General features: G+C 46.7%; 4 protein-coding genes. All 4 read right to left on the bottom strand.

Annotated elements, in window-relative coordinates; genetic code table 11:
• The 4 genes from NST26_RS11370 to NST26_RS11355 are packed head-to-tail and all read right to left on the bottom strand — an operon-like array spanning position 1 to position 23,472.
• The gene (locus NST26_RS11370) at positions 1-10,245 is read right to left on the bottom strand and encodes an amino acid adenylation domain-containing protein (protein ID WP_340979141.1); all 10,245 of its coding nucleotides are present in this window, start codon (positions 10,243-10,245) and stop codon (positions 1-3) included.
• A gap of 31 nt (positions 10,246-10,276) precedes the next feature.
• The gene (locus NST26_RS11365; RefSeq protein ID WP_340979140.1) at positions 10,277-14,911 is read right to left on the bottom strand and encodes an amino acid adenylation domain-containing protein; all 4,635 of its coding nucleotides are present in this window, start codon (positions 14,909-14,911) and stop codon (positions 10,277-10,279) included.
• Positions 14,912-14,937: 26 nt separating this feature from the next.
• A complete protein-coding gene (locus tag NST26_RS11360) occupies positions 14,938-17,973 on the bottom strand; it encodes a type I polyketide synthase (RefSeq protein WP_340979139.1) in 3,036 nt (1,011 codons plus the stop codon).
• A 24-nt stretch (positions 17,974-17,997) separates the two neighbouring features.
• Positions 17,998-23,472: a type I polyketide synthase gene (locus NST26_RS11355; RefSeq protein WP_339255481.1), complete on the bottom strand. Its 5,475-nt coding sequence runs from the start codon at positions 23,470-23,472 to the stop codon at positions 17,998-18,000.
• Positions 23,473-23,742: the final 270 nt, after the last annotated feature.

The raw sequence follows: 23,742 nt of genomic DNA, 5'->3' as shown, positions 1-23,742 counted from the left end.
CTATCTTTTCAAAAGCTCCTTAAGGCGCTTCCTCTTTACCTTCATGGCTTCCTTCTCTGTCTCCATCACTTCACTTGCAGAAGCGACTTCGGCATAGCTGCTCGTTGTCTCCTCCAGATATTCACATAGGCTGCGGATGGTTGGGTATTTGAACATATCCACCACTGTAATATTCGTATCAAAGCTCTCCTTGATCTTGTAATAGACCTGAACCACAAGCAGCGAATGGCCGCCAATATCAAAGAAATTATCATTGACGCCAATGTTCCGGGCATTCAGGACGGCTTCCCATATTCGCTTGACCTTGGCTTCGTTGTCATTCGCTGCTTCTACAAATTCATTCATTACGCTTCTTCTTAACCTTCCAGGCTCCGGAAGCATCTTCTTATTCAGCTTGCCATTTGGCAATAACGGCATCTCCGGCAAGACAATAAAGAACGATGGAATCATATAATCCTGTAATTGACTTCTGATATGTTCTCTGATGACAGGAATGTACTTGTGGTTATCTTTCCACTCCAGAGGATTGGTGAAGTATACACTTTGGTCCTCATTGAAGCGGATAAAATTCGGTACTTCATAATCATAGGCACAGGTGTCCGCTCCATATTTATTCTTATGGAACAAGATCAATTGATAATCTCCGCTCTCGCCATGACCATTCCACGAAGCGCGAAGCCGGTAATTTCCGCCATCCTGCACGAGCAAATCATATAAGCTTGGAGCATACAGTTGAAGCTCTCTAACGTCTTCTCTCAGCTCACGGACAGTTGCAGCTCGCACACTATGATCGTTCAGCAGCGACTCAAGCTTGTTCTCCTGAACCAGCTTATCCATCAGGACATCTTGGATGACAATAACCTCTTCCTGCCGCCCGGTGAGTATATCCTGGAGCCCCTGCTCTGATTGTATATTCCGCCAGCTGAGCTGAACGATATTCTCCAGTTGCTCCGCTTCTTTCGTCCGGATCACTACCTGATAGCGGAATTTACTCATCTCATTCTCGAACTTTGTTACTTTAGGCAGAATGGAGACATGATGAACCTGCTCCAGGGAATCCTTAAGACTCAAGAAATATTTGGAGTCTACCAGCAGCTCATTCTCCGTTGTAATGGAATTCTTAATCCGGTCGTTTAATTCTTGCACGGTGGTTTCCGCAGGAGCCTTATACCATTCCACCGAAGTATGATAGCTCTTCAGCAGCGGCAGGGAACGTACATCACCGATAAAAAGGGTTCCCTCTTTGTTCAGCATGCCTAAAAGAGTAGTAATCACCTCATTCAGATACGCTCCGCTCGGGAAGTACTGAATGACAGAGTTGATAATAATGGTGTCGAACGTCTCATTCTGCAGCTCGCCAAGCTCATCAGCCGATTTCTGATATAATCTGACATTCATGGAGCGGTCCAAATTCCGTTCGATATAATCGAGGCCTATCCTCGATAGATCAATACCCACGTACTCTTCGCATAACGGGGCGATTTTGAACAGAATCATCCCTGTACCGCAACCGACCTCCAGTACTCTCCGCGGCTTAAAGCTCTTAATCAGATCTACGGAATCGGTAAGCCACTCTTCCATTTCCGGGATCCCAAGCTTCTCCCCGGTGTAGCTGCTGTTCCAGCTGATTGTATTTAAGCTGAAATCTTGAATCGTTTCCTCTTTGTTGTAGGCATTATCGAATATCGACTCCCACTGGGTGACCTGTTCCTTGCTCTCCTCCATGACATCCTGTTCTCTATAATTCACATCACGGACAATATAGGACACGATTCTTACATCATTTCCATCCTCTAGGTTTATAACTACGTTATCCTTAACGGAAGGATGGGACTGAATCACCTTTTCGATTTCCCCTAATTCAATGCGCAGTCCTCTTACTTTGACCTGATTGTCAGCGCGTCCTATGAAGTTGATGTTGCCGTCCGGCAGCAATTTGACAATGTCACCGGTCCGGTACATCCGTGCACCCACATATTTACTGAACGGATTCGGAATGAATTTCTCGGCTGTCAGGTCGTCCCGTTTGTAGTATCCTCTGGCCAGATTCACACCGGCAATGAATAGCTCTCCGCTCACATTGTAAGGAACGGGATTCATGTACTCGTCCAGTACATACAGCTGTACATTGGAAATGGGCTTGCCGATCGGCACTATCTCTTTATCCAGTTGCTCGCTGCAATCGAAGTAAGATACTTCAACGGAGGCTTCGGTAGGGCCATACAAGTTGTATAGACCTGCATCGAAGGTCTGGAAGAACTGTTCCTTTAACCGGTACGGCAATGCCTCCCCGCTGCAGAACACTTTTCTCAGGCTGCTTCCTGCCTGCTTGGCTCCGGGATGCTCCAGGAACAGCTTCAGGATGGAAGGTACGAAATGAGCGATGGTAATCTGTTCATCCCTGATCAGCTGAGCGAGATACTCCACGTCTTTATGCCCTTCCGGCTTCGCTATAACCAGACAGGCGCCTACCGTCAGCGCCCAAAAAATCTCGCTGCAGGATACATCGAAGCTGAAGGGCGTCTTCTGCACCTGCCGATCTCCCGGCTGCATCCCAAATTCTTTTTGGCCCCATACAATACGGTTTCGGATGCCGCTGTGAATATTAATCGTTCCCTTAGGCTTTCCTGTCGAACCTGAGGTATAAATCATGTATGCCGCGTGGGTACCTTCAACCTGTACTCCCGGATTATCTGTACTCATCGGCAGGAACAGTTCCTTATCCCGCAAATCCACCTTCCGGATTCCCGCAAGCGCATCGGTCTCGTCCATGCAGTACAGCACCAGCTTAACCTCAGAATCCTGTAGCATATAATCTACCCGGTCCCGGGGGTATGTTGGATCAATAGGGATATAGGCCGCGCCTGCTTTTAGAATCCCATAGACAGCTACCATCATTTCAATGGACCGGTCTGCGTACACACCAACGAAATCCTCGGTCCCTATTCCCTGCGCAATCAGATAATGGGCGACTTGGTTCACCCGCATATTAAATTCCCGATACGTAAGCGTGTCTCCCTGGAATCTCAGCGCCGGTGCATCCGGTCTTAAGGCAGTCTGTTCTTCAAATAATTCATGGATAAATAATTCATTCTCAAATGTATAATCCGTCTTATTGTGCTCATAGAGGATTTCATTGATTTCTTCTTTATCCATGAAATTGAACTGCCTGATTTTTTGATAGGGATCTGCGCATAGGCTGTTGATGATGTTCTCCAGATGCCGCATCATCTTCCGTATGGTGCCTGTTTTATAAATATCCGTATTGTATTCACATAAGGTGTGAACTCCGTCTTCCAGCTCTCTCATGGAAATCCAGAAATCGAACATTGCTGATTTATTGTCTGTTTCCACTCTGGTAATCGCAAGATTCGGCAGCTTGAAATCTGGCAGTGCCTCATTTTGAAGGGAGAACATCACTTGGAACAACGGGTTTCTGCTTAAATCGCGTTCCAGCTCCAATTCGTCCACCAGCATCTCGAACGGCATATCCTGCGCATCATAGGACTCCAGTGCACTTGTCTTTACCCGTTCAATCAATTCCAAGAAGGAAATATCTCCTGACAGATCATTGCGGAGCACCAGGGTGTTCACAAAGAAGCCGATCGTATTCTCTGTTTCCATCCGCGTACGGTTGGCAATCGGAGTTCCGATGGCGATATCCTCCTGTCCGGTATATCTTGCGAACAGGACATCGACCGCCGCCAGATAAATCATAAAGGGTGTAGCGCCCGTAGTTTCTGCCAGTTCATTCACCCGGTCCATCATGCTCTTGTTATATACGAAGAAGTCCTTTTTCCCATTAAATGTTTGTACTTTGGGTCTGTCGTAATCCGACGGTATATCCAGGGTAGCAACATCCTGGAGCTTGTTCTTCCAATATGCGAACTGGTCCTCTTTCACCTTTCCGGTGAACCAGTTTCTCTGCCACTGGGTATAATCCGCATATTGCCATTCAATTTTGGGTAATTCGGCCGGCTTTTGATTCACTAAGGCATCATATAGCTCGACGAATTCATGTACAAAGACTCCCATTGACCAGCCGTCGGAAATAATATGATGCATGGTGAGGAAAATAACATGCTCATCTGCGGCAAATTTAAGCAGCTTACATCTGATTAATGGTCCGTTTTTGAAATCAAATTCCTGATGTACTTCTTCATCTGCCAGTTCGGTAATTACCTGCTCTCTTGCCTCTTCTTCCACATGCGTTAGATTCTGCAGAGGGATACAGACGGCATCCACATCATGCAGAACCTGCATAATTTGCCCTTCAATGTTGTCGAAGGTCGTTCTGAGTCCTTCATGGCGCTTGACGATTTCTGTAACAGCCTGCTGCAGGCAGGAGACATTTAACTCGCCTTTAAGCCTGATGGTCTCCAGAATATTGTAAAACGCGCTTTCTTCATCATATTGTTTTAAGAACCAAAGTCTTTGCTGGGCATAAGAAGCCGGTATGCCCTGTTTCTTCTCTTCATCAGATAATTTTGAAAGGGGACCTTCCCCCTTGGAATCCGTAACCGGGCGAACTCTCTCTTCCACAAGCTTAGCCAGCGCCCCAACGGTCGGATGATAGAATAAGTCATTGATGGCAAATTCGATCCCGTATTCTTTTTTAATTCTGGAGACGACCTGGGTTGCCTTTAAGGAATGTCCTCCAAGCTCAAAGAAGTTATCATTCATCCCTATCTTCCCGGCGGCTAATACTTCGGACCAAATGTTGCTTATGATTCTCTCAGCATCTGTAGACGCTTCTACATATGGCTCTGCTTGTTCCTCTTCGATCACTTCGCCATCCCTATTGACCGTGAGCATCTTCAGCGTGCTTACCGCGCCATAATCATCTAGGACCTTGGCGTTCTCAAGCTGGAGAAGAGCCTCTGTATCTTCCTGCCTGTAGACAGCAAGATATTCTTTGGCATACACTTTCTCATCGATTCTGTGGCTGATATGCACATTATTCTCGTCAATTCCTACATAGACCATGTCGTCACCTAGGTTCAGCAGGGCTTCAAAGAATAAAAGGCCATCCTGCTCACTGATCACATGCTGCCCGATGGATTCACTGAGACTGTTAATGGATTGCAGGCTTCCCGCAGTCATTCCGATCTTATCCCACATCGTCCAAGAGATACATTTCACTGCATACCCTAATTGGCCGGCTGCATACTTACAGAACATTTCCAGGAAGCTGTTTCCTGCCGCATAGGCACTGAAGGTCGCACTTCCGAGCAGCGAGGTCACCGAAGAGAAAGTGATCAACATCGCATCTTTTCTGCTTTTCAAGAGTTCAAACAAATTTAGCACGCCATAGACCTTGGCATTGAATTCTTCGGCAAAAGTCTGCTGTCCGATTGCCGTAATCAGGTATGAATCCCGGTTATCAAAATGCCGTTGGTAGCTTGAATTCCCGGCAAGGTGTATAATTCCGTCTATCTGAATTCCCTTCGATTGCTCATAATCTTCAACCGCCTGAACGATGGAATCCAGATCACACACATCCGCCTGCCGGTAACTGATGGAAGTTCCTAGTGCAACTAATTGGTTGTAATGTTGAACTCTGCTATCATTATCCTCAAGAGTCCCCAGATCGCTTCTTCCCAGGATCAGAAGATTCGCTTGATAGTTTTCGATGAGCTGACTGCAGATTTTTGTGCCGATGCCCCCGAAGCCCCCGGTTACCACATAATTTCCGCCTTGTTTGATCTTTGTCTTGGGTTCTGCTTTCCGTAAAGGCACATTCCGGAGCTTCCAGGTTAATCTCCTGCCGTCACGGTAACTGATTTCCTTCACGGCAGTCTCTCCGTGCATAATCTCAGCGCGTAATAAGCGGGCATCCTGCTTGATATCCCTTCCTTCCAAATCGATCAGCAGCGATCGTAAACCCGTATTCTCCGTATCCAGAGTAGCCATGAAGCCGATTAATGCGGCATTATCGTAACGGGTTTCCAGGCCGCCTGCATCCTGGAACACATTGCTGCTACCCACATACAGGCTTGTAGAAGCGCATAGGTCATTGTTCGCCAATACCTGCAGTAAGTGGATTAGACTAAAGACACCGAGTTGGTTACTGCTTGAGATATCTGTATCTCCGCTAGCGTTGATTTGATAAGTGGGAAGATAGATCATATGATCAGCCTTCCACCCGATTTGCTTAAAATAGTCAAACAGCTCTTTGCAGCCCTCATAACGGGTATAATCACAGCCATAATGATTCCGGTCATATACCTGGAAGCAGTCCTCTTGCTTGACCGATATGACCCTGGTCTCATCCAGGCCCATACCTTCTATGAATTCACCCGCCAATCCGTGGCGGTCCTCAAACACCAGAATATTGACGCAGGGTACGGTGCCCTCTTCAACCTTAAAGCTCAGCGGCTTCCATACTTTCTTGAATATCCATGGCTTTACGGTGTTCTTATTTCTGACGATTTCGAGTTTTTTCAGGACAGCATCGTATTTGCCGGCAAGCAGGGAATCTCTTAACAGAATCCGCTGAATTTTACCAATTCCTGTCTTTGGAATCTCTTTTTTAGCCAGAGGGATAATGTATTCAATAACAAGCCCGATTTTTGAAGTGATGACCTTTTGCATCTCTTTGATGATTCCTTTGAGCTTGGCGGCATCCATGGATACTGGATGGAAGAATATCGCTAATTCTTCCTCTTGTGAACCGCTTGCTTTGACTGATACCGCAGCCGTATAAGATACTTCAACCCCGTCAATCTCCTCAAGGATGGCCTCAATTTCCGAATTATTATAGTTGACACCATTGATGATAATGATGTCTTTGGCCCTGCCTGTAATGGTAAGTCCCCGGTCGGTTATAATCCCCAGATCCCCCGTATCGAACCAGCCGTCTGACGTAAATGCTTCGGCGTTTGCTTTGGGGTTATTGTAATATCCCGGTGTAATACACACCCCGGCCATCTGAAAGCGTCCCTCTGTATAAAGAGGCACTAATTCATTCTGAGCATCGACAATACGGATGCTGTTCCCTGGAAGAGGTCTGCCTACACTTACACTGCTATCCTCCTGCTTCACTACATCTTGACCGAAATCTGTGGAATATATGGAACCCGCACAAGTCTCGGACATCCCGAAGCACGGCATCATTGCCGACTTATCCAGATGATATGGCTTAAGGATCTCATTAAACTTCAGTGCGGTCCGCGCCACCACCACTTCTCCGCCGTTGGTTATAAATCGCAGGGCAGACAGGTCAATATTCAGTTCTTTGATTCCACCCTCAAGGCTGTTAATCAAATTAAAGGCGAAGTTGGGTGCCCAGGTATTCGTAGCTCTGAAATCACTCATCAGCGTAAGCCAACGGAGCGGAGCTTCCAGAATATAATTAACAGGTGCCAGAATTTCCTGGCAATGCAGATAGATGTCTCTTACATTACACATTACAATTCCGCCCACATGGTCCATAGGCATCCAGTTAAAGGTCACTTCTTCTGGACCAAACCCGTTATTTTGGCAGGCGGCAATCGTGCGTCTCAGAATATTTCTGTGGGTCTGCATAACTCCTTTCGGCATTCCTGTGCTTCCCGAGGTAAGCAGCAGCAGCGCTACATCATCCGGCTTCACCTCGTAGGTGATTTCTAGTTCCCGGCTGTTCATCAATTGTTCAGCGGAATAGACGGTGAACTCTTCTTCGCCGCCAAGAACTCCGGGAACACTGCGAATACTTTCAGCCAGAGCTTCATCCGTCACAATCACAGGCTGTTCAAGCATTTTCCAAGCATTCAACAGTTTGCGGATCACTGCATTATCTTCTTTATAAGAAGCAGCTACCGTAGCCGGAATCCCGATAAAGCCGCCTAACATACAAGCCCAGAAGGTATTTACATAATTCCGGTTGTTATCCATCTGATAGATGACCTTGTCCCCAGGCTGCAATCCTCTTTCGATAAGACCGCAGCAGATAGCCTTGGCTTCACTGTAGACCTGCTTATAGTTAGCAAATTCAATGCTGCCATCATAATTAACGAACCGGATGCCATAATCCTCAGGAGCTTGATCGGCAGCCCGTTTGATGTAATAACCCAGATCAAAGACGGTATTCTCAGGAATGATCACTTCTTCTCCAACAATGAGTGATAGCTGTGTGTCAGCGCCGCTCTCTTCCTTGCGGACTTCAACCACTTCAACGTTATCCGTTTTGCCGGAGCTCTTCTTCTTAATAAAAGAAAAATGCTCGGCCAAATCGGAGATATGCACATTATCCCGGCTGATTCTTACGGCCTTACGCACGAACTTCACAGGAAATTCACTCATAGCGCTCTGCTCATCCGGGATCACTAAGTTACTCCAGCGCTGAATGAGGTTGTCATTAATAATTTCCAGTTCGAGCAGATCATTGATTTTGACAACGCCATCTCTGTAATAAGGAATGTTTGACACAGGAACGAACTCTGCTGCTGCCAGACAATCCTTCTTATTTAAGTCAAGCAAGATGCACAATCTGTCGGCGATTGCACTTCTTATGGCTCCGGTTCGCTCTTCATCGAATGCCGCTTGTTCCACTACAGCATCCGTCACCGGCTCCACATAATAGACAACAAGCTTGGATTCACCCTTCCTGTTATAACGGTGAAGCATCTTCACGTCTTCTACTAATGATTCCGCTCTTAGGGCACGCTCCAGCACAGGCAAATCACGTTTGATTCCGCCAATTACCATGCTGGTGCTTAAGGTCTCATTAATCATTAACGTTCCATCTGCATAATAACGGCCCATGTACCCGGAAGCGGTCTGATCCGGCGTCCATACACTGCCCTCGAATCCATCCGGAAGCGGGTGCCCATATGTATCAACAATCAGAACGCGCGGTATAGCGGAAGCTGAAATCTGAGGGATAGGCTGGTTATGCAAGTTCACAACGGCGGATACTGCCTTCCCTGCTTTGAAATCTGCACTCTGCTCAGATGGAAGCAGTTGAATAGTGCAGATAGCTTCATTTATTTTAAGGACCATTTCATCCAAAATCGTTATGAAGCTCCTTTGAAATTCTTCAATGATCCTGTCGCTGAAATAAGCGGAATTATAGATCGTCTCCACAAGGATTCCGTGATCCGGCTTAACCACCCAGGCCAGCGGATAATTGATTTCTTCTCTTAATTGCAGCTCTGTTATCGAGAACTCTGTGATATCCTTATAAGCCTGCGCGTTGGCATAATTCTCATATACAAAAATACTCTGGAATAACTGAGGCAGATTATGGGCGCTGCTGATCTCAGCCAACGACATATATTCATGGGGACTGCGGCTGATTTGATCCTGTGTGAGGTTCTCCAGACACTCCAGCAAGGTAAGGTTACCATCTAAACGAACACGAACCGGAATGGTATTGATAAAGATGCCTACGGTTTGATCGATACCTTTTAATTCTGCAGGTCTTCCCGATACAGTTGTCCCATAGACGACATCTTCTTTTCCACTGTATTTACTCAACAGGATGGCAAAGGAAAGATTATACAGTTGATAGGCGCTGAACCCGTTATTTTTAGTGATCTGCTCGATAGAATGATGCAAATCCTCTGAAAGCCGTAAGGAGAGTTTACGGGTCTCCCCCTTCTGCTCTTCCACTGCAGGTTCAGTATAGAGAGGCAAAGCTTCCTCGAAGCCCTTCAGCTTGTCTTTCCAGTACTGTCTGGAGACCTCGGCATCCTGTTTATGCAACCAATGGATATAGTCCTTAAATGATGCGGATTTGTGCTTCGCCGGTGCTTCCCCTGTCATGAACGCTTTATAATTCCCGAACATTTCCTCCAGTACCAGAGGCAGTGACCAGCCATCCATGATGATGTGGTGAAAGCTCCAGACAAAATAATAGCTGTCTTCTGAAATTTGAATTAGGGCAAACCTCATCAGCGGAGCCTTGTCCAGTTCAAAACCCATCATTCGATCATTTTCAAGAAACGTGCTATAATCATGCCCGATTTCTTCAAGCGGCAGATTGCTCCAGTCATACTGAATGTAGCTGCATTCGCATTGCTTCAGAACTACCTGAACAGGTTTTTTCACACCTTCCCAGACAAAGGCGGTTCTTAGAGCGGAATGATCGTTAATGACCTTCTGCCAGGAATCCCAAAAATATTCGAAATTAATCTGCCCGTGTAATTTGCACGAGAATTGCTCCAAATACATGCTGCTGCTTTCACTTTTCAAGCTGTGGAACAGCATGCCTTCCTGCATGGTGGATAATCCATAGATATCTGCAACGTTCCTCTTGTTCATGTATTCTCCTCTTTCTTGTCCCTGAGTGACCTTAATTGAACTTTGCCAAGATGAAATCTAAATCTTCCATATCCACATCGTCAAAATCTGCAGCGGAAACTCCATCATCCTCAGATTCAATACAGTAGCTGATCATCCCCCTAAGCGTATCCGTGAAAGCATTGGCCTGCTGCACGATGTTCTCCCCGGAATGGATATTCGGGTTATATCCCCACTCGAAGGTTAAGCGGTCTTGCTGGATATACCCGTTGACTTCAAGCAGACTGACTCTTGTATTCTTCAATCCCCTGGTATACAGCGGTTCTCCGGTAATCAGCCGGAAGTGTTCATGCTGCGGGTTCTTGTTATCCAAATGCCCCATGTAATTAAAAACAATATCCATAGCTTCACGGGGGTAATCACTAAGCAAGAACTCGAACTTACGCTTCTGCACGGCAGCTAATCTGTCTTTCACTTTTTTTAACGTAGCTCCAGTAGTTGAAATATCATCTGCGGAGAAGTAAAAAGGATACAGGTTGGTAAACCAGCCTACCGTTCTTGACAGATCCACCTGATCGGCAAGCATATCTCTTCCGTGACTTTCCAGATATAAGGTATGGTCTGCCCCATCCCATTCATGCAGCATCGTTTCCAGGGCGGCAATCATGACCTCAATCGGCTGAATGCTGTAATGCTTAGGCACTTCAGTCATTAGCTTGGCGGTATCTTCTTCCGATAAGGAGAACAGGCATTGCTCTGCATCTCCTTCAAGATTGTCTACGCTGGACCAGCCTTTTTTGGTATTTCTTGAATGAGCCGCAATTTCTTTGGTCCATTCCTTTTTTTTGCTCACTGCTTCATGGCTGCCGGCGTATGCTTCTGCTGCGTTGCTCCATCTTATGAAGGACGAGGTTTTCTGCGGAAGCCTGACTTCCCGCTTGTCTATTAAGGCTTGATAGCCATTCAATACATCCTCAGCGATGAACCTGAAGGACACCGCGTCGCATACCAGATGATGCGCTGTCAATACCAGTCTGCTGCTTGACCATGTATCGGACACAATAAGCAGCCCTTTAAACACTTCTCCCGCTTGCAAATTAAGAGATTGCTGAAAAGCCGTCAATTCCTGCTGCATCCGCTGCTCATAGTCATCACAAGCTGTAATCTCTACTGTCTTCAAGCGTTCGCTGTAGGCAAAGGGCAGGATATCCGCATACCTTGGAGCCTTTCCGGGAAGTACACGGGTTCTTAACAAATCATGCTGCCGGCACACTTCATTGAGTGCTTCATTCAATCGCCCAGCATCTACAGTCTGCTTCAATTCAAAGCTTACAGACTGATTCCAATGGTTATTTTCCGGGAAATTATTGGTGAAGAACCACTGCTGGATAGGTGTCAACAGGTACGAACCTGTAACCTCTCCCTGTTCACAGCAGATTTGTTCAACTGCCGCAGCCTTTAAGGCCATTTGTTCAATACATTTATCATCGTAAAAAGACTTTAATTCGAGCTTAATTCCTGCCTCTGCCGCCTTAGCAATAACCTGCATGCTGATAATGGAGTCTCCGCCAATTTCAAAGAAATGATCACGGATACTAACCCGCTCAACTCCTAAGAGCTCACACCAGATTCGTTCCAGCGTTCTTTCAATCTCTGTGGTCGGTTCAGCAAAATCGTTCTCCGCTTCCATAGGCTGGCCCAAGGACGCTAATCTGCTGTTATCCGGCTTACCATTCATATTAAGCGGAATGGCCTCAAGCGTATAAAATGCTGATGGGATCATATACGAAGGTAATCCATCGTTCAAAAAGCTTCTGATTTCTGTCAAAGTCACTGCTGCATCCACAACTAAATAAGCTGCCAGATAAAGATTGCTCTTGTGGTCAATCTCCGGGATAACAACCGCCTCAATCACTCTGTTATGAGAAGAGAGCTTATTCTCAATCTCTCCGATTTCGATCCGGTGTCCCCTGATCTTGAGCTGATTATCTATTCTTCCGGTAAAAACAATATTTCCGTCGTCCAGCCAGCTTGCGTAATCCCCCGTCCGGTACAATTTACCGGGACCATAAGGATTATCAATGAATTTCTCCGCTGTCAGTTCCGGCCTGTTCAGATACCCCCGGGCAATGCCTACTCCTGCTATACATAATTCTCCAATAATTCCTTTTCCACATAAGGAAGTATAATTCATAATATAGATTTGCATATTGGAAATTGGCTTGCCGATCGGAATTCTATTCGGGATTTGATCAGTCCTTTCGTATTGCCAGTCCGACGCACAGACCGTAGTCTCGGTAGGTCCATACGCATTGAAATATTCAATCGGCTCTGGCAAATTCTCCACCAGATTGACGTTTGCTGCTGATCCCGCTGTGATCAACAGACGGATTCCGATGGGCCTATCCGCTATTACATTCCAGTATGGCGGTGGCAAGGTGGCAACGGTTACGTTATGCCTTTTCAGCTCCAGTTCCAGCAGATTCACATCCAGCGCTACTTCTTTGGTAATGATGCATAGTCTTGCACCGGTGAGAATTCCCATAATCATTTCCCAGACAGAGGCATCAAAAACAAGATTGGCAAATTGCAGGATCGTATCATCCGTGGTCACTTTGTATTTATTCCAAAAATAATCTCTCAAGTTAACAATACCGCTGTGTTCCACCATAACGCCTTTGGGCTGACCTGTAGTTCCCGAGGTATAGATTACATAAGCAAGATTATCCGGATTGCTGTGGTCCGTAAGATTGTCCGTGGACTCGGTCTCGATATGCTTGTCACCCATTGAAATCTGCTCAATGCCTGCACAATCCTGATGGATGCCGGAAGTTATCATATACCGGACTTTGCTGTCTTCCAGAATATACTCCATCCGCTCCCGGGGATAAGCCGAATCTACCGGCATATAAGCTCCGCCAGCCTTGGTTACCCCCAGTATGGCAATGATGGCCTCAATGGATTTATCCAGCATAATGGCAACCAGACTCTCGCAGCCCACACCGTATTTCCGCAGATGATGTGCCAGTTGATTGCTGCGGTTATTCAGTTCTCTATAGGTAATCCTCTCATTGCCGCATACTACGGCTACTGCCTCTTCCCGGAGCGCCGCCTGGGTCTCGAATAACTGCTTGATGGTCTGTGGCTTATAGTCCGTAACCTTTTCGTTAAAAGAGTAGAGTATCTCATCCTTTTCTTCTTCCGGGATCATTTCAATATTTTTTATAGGCTGATTTTCATATTCAGCAATGAATTGCAGAATATTCAGATAATAATCCTTAATCTTTTCAATCCGCTCCCAGGAGAATTTATCCGATTTATACTCAAACCAGGCGCTTAGCCCATCCTTTTCATCATTGACTTCCAGCGCCAGATCAACCTTGGCCGTTTTTAAATCCAGTTCTTCGAACTCTATGTAGAAATCCTTTGTTGTAATATCCTTTAACGCATTGGTTTCATAACTGAACACCACCTGATAGATCGGGGTGGACAGCAAATCTCTTTCTACCTTCAAGTCCTCTACTATGAAATCAAACGGCAAATCCTGATGCTTCAAGGCCTGCATCACCTGGGCATTCTCCGCCTGGATATAATCGAATAATTGTTGCTCTTCACCAATATTACTGCGGATCGGCAGCATGTTCAGGAAGCACCCGATGATGCTCTGGCATTCCTCTTCATTTCTGCCGGTAACCGGGACCCCGACAATAATATCGTTTTGGTGTACATACTTATGCAGCATGATTTTGAGTGCGCTCATTAACAATACAAACAGTGTAACCCCGTGTTTTTTTGCAGCAGCTTCCAGTTTTACTTTCATCTCCTTGCGGATTGAAAAAGCTACCCGTTCGCCATGATAGGTAAGCCCATGACCGGCCGTGTAATCCGTTGGAAGCATACAGCTCATGCTGCTGCCCGACAATTGTTCCCTCCAGAACTTAAGCTGATGATCGAACTCGCCTTTGGCAATCCGGTCATTGATGTGAGCTACGTAGTCATAATATTGTACAGCGGGTTCCTGTACAGGTGCCACGCTTGCGCCCGCATAGGCTTCATACAGTTGAAGCAATTCCCTAATAAAAATGCCGCTTGAATAGCCGTCCGATACAATATGATGCCAAACAATTTGTCCAATCCATTCGGTCTCACTAAGCTTGTAACAGATCAGGCGAATAAGCTTGCCCTCAGCTAACCTGAACGGCTGTATTCCTTCCGTGTACATCCTTTGCCTGATGTCGTCAGGCGATGTTTCCATCCCTGCCTGGGAGCAATCATACATTCTGAAGACCGGCTCTTCGGTATCTTCGCTGAGCTCAACCTCAAGCTGTCCTTGTCCTCCCTTGAATTTGGAACGCAGCACCTCCTGCTGCTTAACCACCGTTCTGAAGGCCTTGTGCAAAAGCTCCACTTGAAGTTTCCCATGGAATTTCACATAACCCGAAACATTATACGTAATCGATTCATTGAAGAGTTGTTCGACATACCAAATTTTCTTTTGCATATAGTTGGAAGGCAACACTGTCAACTCCGGTGCTCTCTTGCTGACCCTATGCAGCCCTTTGTCTTGCAGGATGATCTGTCTTTTCTTTTTTCTTTGTTCCTCCAAGAGACTCTCCAGCAGCAGTCTCTTGGCGTCCGACAAGGCATTCACTCTGTTTTTCACGCTTCCGCTTTCGTTGTTCTGCATCTCTCCACACCTCTAACTGTCCATATTTAGACTGCATCCAAATCGAGGCTTTCTGACAACTCTTCCAATACAAGGTCAGCTACATTCTTGACAGTCGGTGCTTCGATAAACAGTTTCAACTGCAATTCAATCCCATAGAGCTCCTTAATTCTCAGGACGACTTGTGTGATCATCAGAGAATGTCCGCCAAGCTCAAAGAAGTTATCGTTGATTCCAATCGGCGTGATCCCCATAATCTCCTGGAGGATTTCCACTATACTCTCTTCAATCGCATTGTCAGGCTGTTCATATTCCACCGAGATATCCGGCCGGTTATACTCTATCGTGTCCGCTTCTACAGCACTGTCTGCTGAGAGCTCCCTATCCCAGCCGTTGCTTCCAGCCGCTTCATAAGCCTTCTGCTTGCCAGCTTCAATCCAATGTCTCTTCCTTTCAAAAGGATACGTCGGCAAAGGGATTCTGAATAAGCTTTCATCTTCGTAATATTTTGCAAAATCAATGGTTAGTCCGCTGATCCAGGCCTTCTTTACGAACTCCGCCAGAAATTTATTATCATTCATCGTATTTTTAACGCCGCGGACCGTTTGGAACAATAGGCACTCCGCGTAGTCTTTCAAATTATCCTGCATAAAGACAGAGAGCGTTTTTCCCGGACCCACTTCGATGAAGTATTTATAATTTTTCTGTGCCAAATGAAGTCCAGCATCTTTAAATCTGACAGTGCCCAGCATATGCTGTATCCAATAGTCTGCACTCATCGCCTCTTCCGGCTTCAGCCACTCTCCCGTGACATTGGACATGATCGGGATCATCGGCTTGTTGAACGTCACCGTCTGGAGCACCTTCAGCATGTCCTCCACTGCCCCCTGCATCATATAGGAATGAAAAGCATGGGAGGTGTGAAGAATTCTGTACTCCCGATCCTCTGTAATCTGTTCGACCACTTCCTGCAGCGCTGCGCTATCCCCGGCCAATACCACCCGGTTCTCGGAATTAATCAAGGCCAGTGAGACCTTCCCGTTAATATAGGCCTGCGCTTCCTGCTCGTTCATATTCACATACAGCATTTCGCCCGCCGGCAGACTTTGGATGATCCGGCCCCGCATGACCATTAATCTAAGACCATCCTCGAGTGAGAATACCCCGGCAAGACAAGCGGCTACGTACTCTCCAACACTATGCCCCAGCAGAGCTTTGGGAGTAATTCCCCAATGCATCAAAGTCTTGGCCAAGCAGTACTCAACGGCAAATAGAGCAACCTGTGTATTCCGGGTTTCTGTGAGTGTCTCCTCACCCTTAGCATCCGCTTGATCTGCAAAGATAAGCTGTCTTAAATCATAGTTCAACTGCTTCTGAAGGATTTCGAAGCACTTATCCAGCTCATGCCGGAATATAGGCTTCGTATCGTACAGTTGTTTTGTCATATTCACATACTGCACGCCTTGTCCCGGGAACAGGAACACAATTTCCTTTTCGTTCTCATTTGGAGATTTCACGGCAGGAAGGCTGCCGCCCAATTTATGAATCAGCTCTTCTCTGCTGTTACAGACCAGACCGCCTCGATAGGGCAGTCTCTTTCTTCCGATATTCATCGTATACAGGATATTCCGGTAATCAATGTCTTCATTATTTTGCACAAAATCCAGCAATTGTCCGGCCACCTCTTCATAGGCGGTCTTTGTCTTTGCGGATAGCAGCAGCAATTGAAATTCCTCATTACTCTCGACTTTGCGGGTGTCGATCGCTTCTTCCAGGACTACATGAACATTGGTCCCGCCAATGCCAAACGAGCTGACGCCTGCTCTTCTTACCCCGCAGTCCGGGTTCCAGTCTCTGAGGCGGGTATTGACATAGAAAGGCGAGTTCTGCAAATCAATGTTAGGATTCGTTTCTTTATAGTTGATGCAGGGTACAAGCTTCTGCTTCTGGAGCATCAGACTGGTTTTGATTAACCCGGCCGTACCTGCTGCAGAATCCAAATGTCCGATATTGGCTTTCACTGCACCCAGGGCGCAGAAATTCAGCTTGTCCGTGGCTTCCGAGAAGGCTTCTGTAAGTGCTTGTACCTCTATGGGGTCCCCCATGGGAGTCGCTGTTCCATGAGTCTCAATATAAGTAATCGTTTCTTCATCTATCTCACTTAGTATCTGGGCGCTCTTAATCGCATTGCGTTCGCCTTCAATGCTTGGTGCCGAATAACCAACCTTTGCCGAACCGTCATTATTAAAGGCGGCTCCCTTAATGACAGCGATGATATGATCGCGGTCGTTCACAGCATCTTCCAATCTTTTCAGCAGCACGGTTCCTACTCCGCTGCCGCTTAATGAACCGCTGCAATCTTTATCAAACGGCCGGCAATGTCCGTCCTCCGCAAGAACCTCTCCTTTGATGTAGAGATAACCGCTAACCTGAGGAAGCGACAGGGAGCTCCCTCCGGCAATGGCCATATCGCATTGATAGTTCAGCAGAGCCTGACAGCCCAGAACTACGGCGGTCAGGGAAGTGGAACATGCAGTCTGCACGTTCACGCTCGGTCCCTTCAGATTCAGCTTGTAGGAAATCATGGTCGAAGCATAATGAACATCGTTCCCAATCCATATTTGTCTGATCTCGGGAGTGGAATCCAGATCCATACTGGACATAATATTCTTCAATAAATACTTGCTGGTTCCCGTTCCGACGAATACGCCCACCTTCCCTGCATACTGGTCCGATTGGTACCCGGCACTTTCCATCAGCCGCCATGAGCTCTCAAGCAGAATTCTTTGCTGCGGGTCCATCAGTGCCGCTTCCCTGGGCGTGAAGCCAAAGAACGCCGCATCAAATTGCTCAATATTATTTATTTTGAAGCCGCACTTCCTGTACTCGGGATTGCTGAGCAGTTCTTCCGGTACCCCCGCTGCCCGAAGCTCCTCATCGGTGAAGAAGGTAAGCGACTCCGTCCCGTTGCACAGATTCTCCCAATACTGCATTACGTCATCTGCTCCCGGAACCTGGCAGTCCATTCCGATAATGGCAATATCGAGGTCTCTAAGATCATCATTCTGAGCGGATATTTCCATGCTTCTGTATCCTCCTTTCCGTTTTTATTTAGATAATAGAAGTGCAGCCTCTTCTTCTGTCAGATTCTCTAACTGGTCCAATAATGCTTCCAGGTCTGCTTCGGATTCGTCTTCAATAATTAAGTCGTTAATGTCATTGAAGTGTTTTCCGGCCAAGTCAGCAATGCTGATTCCGCCCAGAAGGTCAACAATGGAAATGTTAATACTGCATTTCTTATTTATTTTATTTCTGATCTCTGCAGCGATAATGGAGTCCACTCCAACCGAACTGATCGGCTCATCAAGAACAAGCGCATCCTTCTTGGCATGAATGGTCTCAGCGATGATCTCAGCGAAGAAATCCATGATAACTGCACTTTTTTCTTCCATGCCGGAGGCTTTGGCCAGTATGCTGAATAAGTCGGTCTCCTGCATGTCCCCTGCAGTATCTTCGCTTTGCATGGCGAGGTGATTATACAATGCCGGCTTGCCCGGATAATTATTAAGCGCAAGCGGCCAGTCCGCTTCACCGATTACAGCATGGCATAGCTGTTGTCCGAACACTCTTTCCAGCGCCTGCATGCCATTCACCGCATAGATAGGGTTCATGCCTCTTTGATATTTATAATGATCAATCAAATTCTTTTCTTTAACCATCCCTACACCCCATGGTCCCCAGCCCAGACTCAAGGCAGATTTGCCTTTACTGCGGCGGTAGCAGGCCAGTGAATCCATAAAGGAGTTCGCTGCGGCATAATTCACTTGTCCAACCGCCGTAACGACTGATCCTGTGGAAGAGTACATAATGAAAAAGTCCAGTTCAACCTCTTCAAGATATTTATTCAATAGCCATGCGCCTTTAACTTTGGTGTCATAGACCTCATCGAACTCATGCTGCTCCATTTGCATCATTAATTTGTCTTTGACTACACCGGCAATATGGATCACACCGCCGATCGGCATGGTTTCTTCATGAATCAATCTATGCGTAAGCTCCCCGACTGCTGCTTCATTAGCGATGTCCAGCGCGGCTACTTCAACGGTACAGCCTTTCCGTTCAAGCTCATTGATAAATTGCACCTGGCTGTACAGCTTATGGGATGAAGTCATCACTTTTCGTTCTTTTTTACCAGGAAACGGGGTACGGCCTATCAATACAAAATGTCTGGCTCCCTTATCGTACATCCAATTCACAGTGATCTGCCCGAGTGAGCCCATTGCACCCGTGACCAGATAAATCTTATTGTCCGCCATAGTTACCGGGATGTTCCCGTCCAGATCGTAGATATGCTCCAGTCTGGCAACATAACGGACACCGTTTCTATACGCCAGCTGATCTTCACGTGTATAGTTCTCCAGATCATTGATCAAAAGATCGACAGAGGCGGGGTGATGATCGATATCCATACTTGCTCCCCAGCTTCCAATGCACTCGGAGTGGCTGATTACTCTGCACATACCGATAGCCGCTCCCTGCAGCACATCAACTGGCTCCTTGCCGTCAACACTGACTGCCCCTTGGGTAACTGCCCAAGTACGATATTTCACGGAGTGCTCATTCAAAGTATTCATAACATGGCGGATACTGTTGACAGCCTTCTGCTTGGAAGCCTCAATAGCATCCGTGTCCATCTGATCATGACTTGTAATGTCCATACCCCACAGGTGGATAATGCCGTATTCCTGCTCTTGATCCATGTGCTGAATCAGCTTGATATAATCCGCTTGATTATTGCTGACAATAACACTGCCTGCATCCTGGTTGCCGGGATTCTGATAATCCGCGTAGAACCGTTTGCAGTTATAGCCTCTGCCGCTTAGGTTCCCGGCAATCCTGTCACCCGTGCCGGAAGCATCACACAGCACAACCCAGTTCGTATACGAATGTCGAGCTGCGATCAGCTGCTCATCGTTCTCTACCTCCTGAGCCTTCCATTCAATGCCATAGAACCATTCTTTCAGATTCTTCTCGCTAAGCACGGCAGCTTCCGGACTTTTCTCTACGGATCTGGCCACAAAGTTGTCTACAATGACAACAATGTTGCCTTGCTCATCATAGATTTCAATATCCCCGGCAATGAACTCCTTACCCGATTCCTTCACTATAGAACGGACCCGCAATGGACCGGACGTGTTACCGTATACGACGACTGAGTCCACCGTATCCGGCAGCTTAATATCAACTTGTCCGTGATCTCTCAGCTCATCAAATTGATTAACGAGAAGCGACTGAAAGGCAGCATCAAGAATAGCCGGATGCAGGATATTATCCATGTCCTGGATGCCTAACTCGTCCAGCGTGCAGATCTCAGCCAGAACTTCATTATGATTAATCCATACCTTCTTAAGTCCCTGGAACATAGGGCCGTAGGTGAAATTCATTTTCTCCAGCAGCCCGTAGCATTCCGCCTGATTCAGAATTTCCTTGGCACTGTGCTTAAGAGCCTCCAGATCGGCTGTCCGGCTCACACTCCAGGTCTGTTTTCTGACAAATTCCCCACGGAAATTCTCGGTAGTTCTGGATACATCGCCATCTGCCAGGCTTCCGATCTTCACCACACCATGCTGCGGATCATAGTTAATAGACATATGGCCGGCATTGTTCTCATCAAGGAACAGCGCTCTTTTAAAGTGAATATGATATAAACCATACACCTCATCAATGCTTAATTTGCTGTAATCACGGAGCATTTGGAACGAGGCTTCAATGAAATGGGCTCCGGCCAGCAGTACACTGCCATTTACACAATGGTCTGAGACGAACGGCATAATATAATCATTGATTTCCGCTTCCCATGCCGGAACCACGCTGTTCTTGCGGTATCCGATAAAAGGATGCTCTTTCTGTCCAAGGCGTCTCTTCATATGCTCTTTGGATTCCTTCCAGAACCTCTCATGCTCCCATTGATAATGCGGCAGCTTCACATACTTAAAGGTTCCTCTGTAGATCCGGGACCAGTCAATTTCATAGCCTGCACAGAATAGCTCAGACAAGGTTCTAAGCATTCTTGGTATTTCCGGATCATTTCTGCGGAGGGAGGGCGAGATCAGAACTTCTATATCCTTCTCACTCGCAAGCTCACTGACTGAATTCGCCAGTACCGGATGAGGGCCAACCTCAACAAAACAGGAATAGCCTTCCTCCAAAATCTGTTCCATGGCCTTGGCAAAGTACACGGAACCGGATACATTCAGCCACCAGTATTCATTATCCAGCTCCGGCCCTTCCGCCAGCTGGCCATTTCCGGTGGTATACGTTCTGATTTTGGTTGGTTGCGGATGAATATCGCGCAGGGCTTCCAGCAGCTCCGATTTAATCTCATTCATAAACACACTATGATAAGGTACCGTTACTCTTAAGAACTTGTTAAAAACACCGTCAACTTCAAGCTTGCTGCTGATCTCTGTAAGACAGGCCATATCTCCGGACAGGGTTACGCTTGTGTTGCTGTTGATTGCCGCAATGGATACTTTGTCGTTATTGTCAGCAATCAGCTCCTTGGCCTGTTCTTCATTCAAGCCAACCGCAAGCATACCGCCTTTACCCGTCAGCCGCTGCTGGAGCATACTGCGGTAATACGAAATCCGGACCGCATCTTCAAAGCTGTAGACACCGGCAGCATACAATCCTGCCACTTCACCCACACTGTGTCCGATAATCAGATCCGGGACAACCCCCATGCTCTTCCACATCTCAACCAAGGCCACCTGCACCGTAAAATTCAACGGCTGGGAGACTTCGGTGAACTGCATGCTGGATTGTTCCTCATGAATCAGGAATTCATCCATCAATGACCAGGACAAGTATCGGGAGAACTCAGCGTGGCACTTCTCGACCGTATTGCGGAATACCGTATTCACATGATAGAGCTCGCGTCCCATCGCGTACCATTGAGGACCCATGCCGGTGAAAATAAACACCAGTCGCTTGTCTTTACCTTCATTGCCCACAACCACATTCTGCGGCAAAGTATCCTGCTGATAATCTGTCAGACCCTGAATGATCTCCTGTATATTCCCTCCGAATAACACAAGGGATTTCGGGAATTTCTCACGTTTGGTAAGTGCGGAATAACAAATATCCGGTAAGCTTTCGGCGGTTTGATTCAAAAATTCAGTGTATTCTGCGGCAAGAGCCTTTAAGGATTGTTCTGTTTTTGCGGAGATGGTTAATACTTGAGGCAGTTCTTCGTTGACTGTTCCATCGTACTGTCTGTCACCCGTTATTCCCTGTAAAATCACGTGCGCATTGGTTCCGCCAAAACCGAACGAATTGACACCGACGATGGCATCTTTACCATCCTGCGGCCAGCTTTCATTGGTTAAGGGAATTCTTAGCCTCAGCTTGTCCAGATCAAGCTCAGGATTAAGCTCTTTCATTCCGATATGCGGCACAATCTGTCTATGATCAAGAATGCACGCCGCCTTGATTACCGATGCTACGCCGGAAGCTGCCTCCAGATGACCGATGTTCGGTTTGACCGAGGCCATGATACATCTGTTATCTTCCGTCCTGTGCTCTCCAAAGAATTCACCGACCGCATTGACTTCAATGGGATCACCCAGTGCTGTTCCGGTTCCATGCAATTCGACATACTGAACTTCATCGGAGGCAATCCCTGCTCTCGCATATACATCCTGCAGCAGCATCTTTTGGGATTCGCCGTTAGGAACCGTAATACCATTCGTTTTTCCGTCCTGGTTCACAAGGCTCTCTCTGATCACGGCATACACATAGTCGCCGTCTTCGAGCGCTTTTTCCAGACTTTTAAGGACAAGGATTCCGCCCCCTTCCCCCCTGACATAACCGTTCGCAGCAGCGTCGAAGGTCTTGCAGCTTCCGTCCACCGACAAGAATCCGCCTTTGGATTCGGCTATGAAATATTCCGGGGCATAGATCAGTTCCATGCCGCCTGCCAAGGCCAGATCGCATTCACCGTTGTGCAGACTTTTGCAGGCTTCATGAACAGAAACCACGGAGGACGAGCAGGCTGTGTCTATGGATAGAGAGGGACCCATTAAATTGTATATGTACGAGATTCTATTCGATAACATCGTCATCATGCTTCCTACTGCAGCATGGGTTCCAATTTGTGCAGCGTCAGCAAATTGCAGAATTTTATAATCGAGCGTAAATCCGCCGATAAACACACCGGTGCGGGAACCGCTCAGACTGCCGGGCTTAATTCCTGCGTCTTCTAGAGCCTCCCAGACAATCTCCAGCATTTGCCTCTGTTGCGGATCGATTTGATCTGCCTCTCTGGCATTAATCCCAAAGAACTTTGCATCAAATTGATCAAACTTATCGATAAATCCTCCACGCCTGGCGTGGCTTTTTCCTTTTACCTGTTTGTTAGGATGATAATATTCTTCAACACTCCATCTATCCTCGGGAATATCCGTAATCGTATCCTTGCCTGACTTCAAGATGTCCCAGAACTGTTCTACATTATTTGCGCTTCCCGGGAACCTGCAGCCCATCCCCACAATCGCCACTAGCTTGTCCGTCTGCTTATTCATACCTCTCGCTCCTTTTACTATGCTTATCATTCACAACTGTAAATCACAAAAAAATTCCATTGACTAACTATGTATTATTTTGCATAAATATGCATTTTACAACGGATTGGTAGACTTCAGAGTAGTGATAATTAACTATTACCATTAAAGGGGATGAATAGGTATAAAGTAGGGAGAATTAGTATAGGAGGTAATATTTACATTTAACAAGATAAAAATAGCATATATCCCAAAATTAAAATGTGACTTTCTTCACCAAAAAAAAGGCTC

Source organism: Paenibacillus sp. FSL R7-0128 (assembly GCF_038002245.1).
In the GTDB taxonomy this organism is placed as follows: Bacteria; Bacillota; Bacilli; order Paenibacillales; family Paenibacillaceae; genus Paenibacillus_AQ; species Paenibacillus_AQ silagei.
This window is presented reverse-complemented; position numbering and strand designations above follow the sequence as displayed.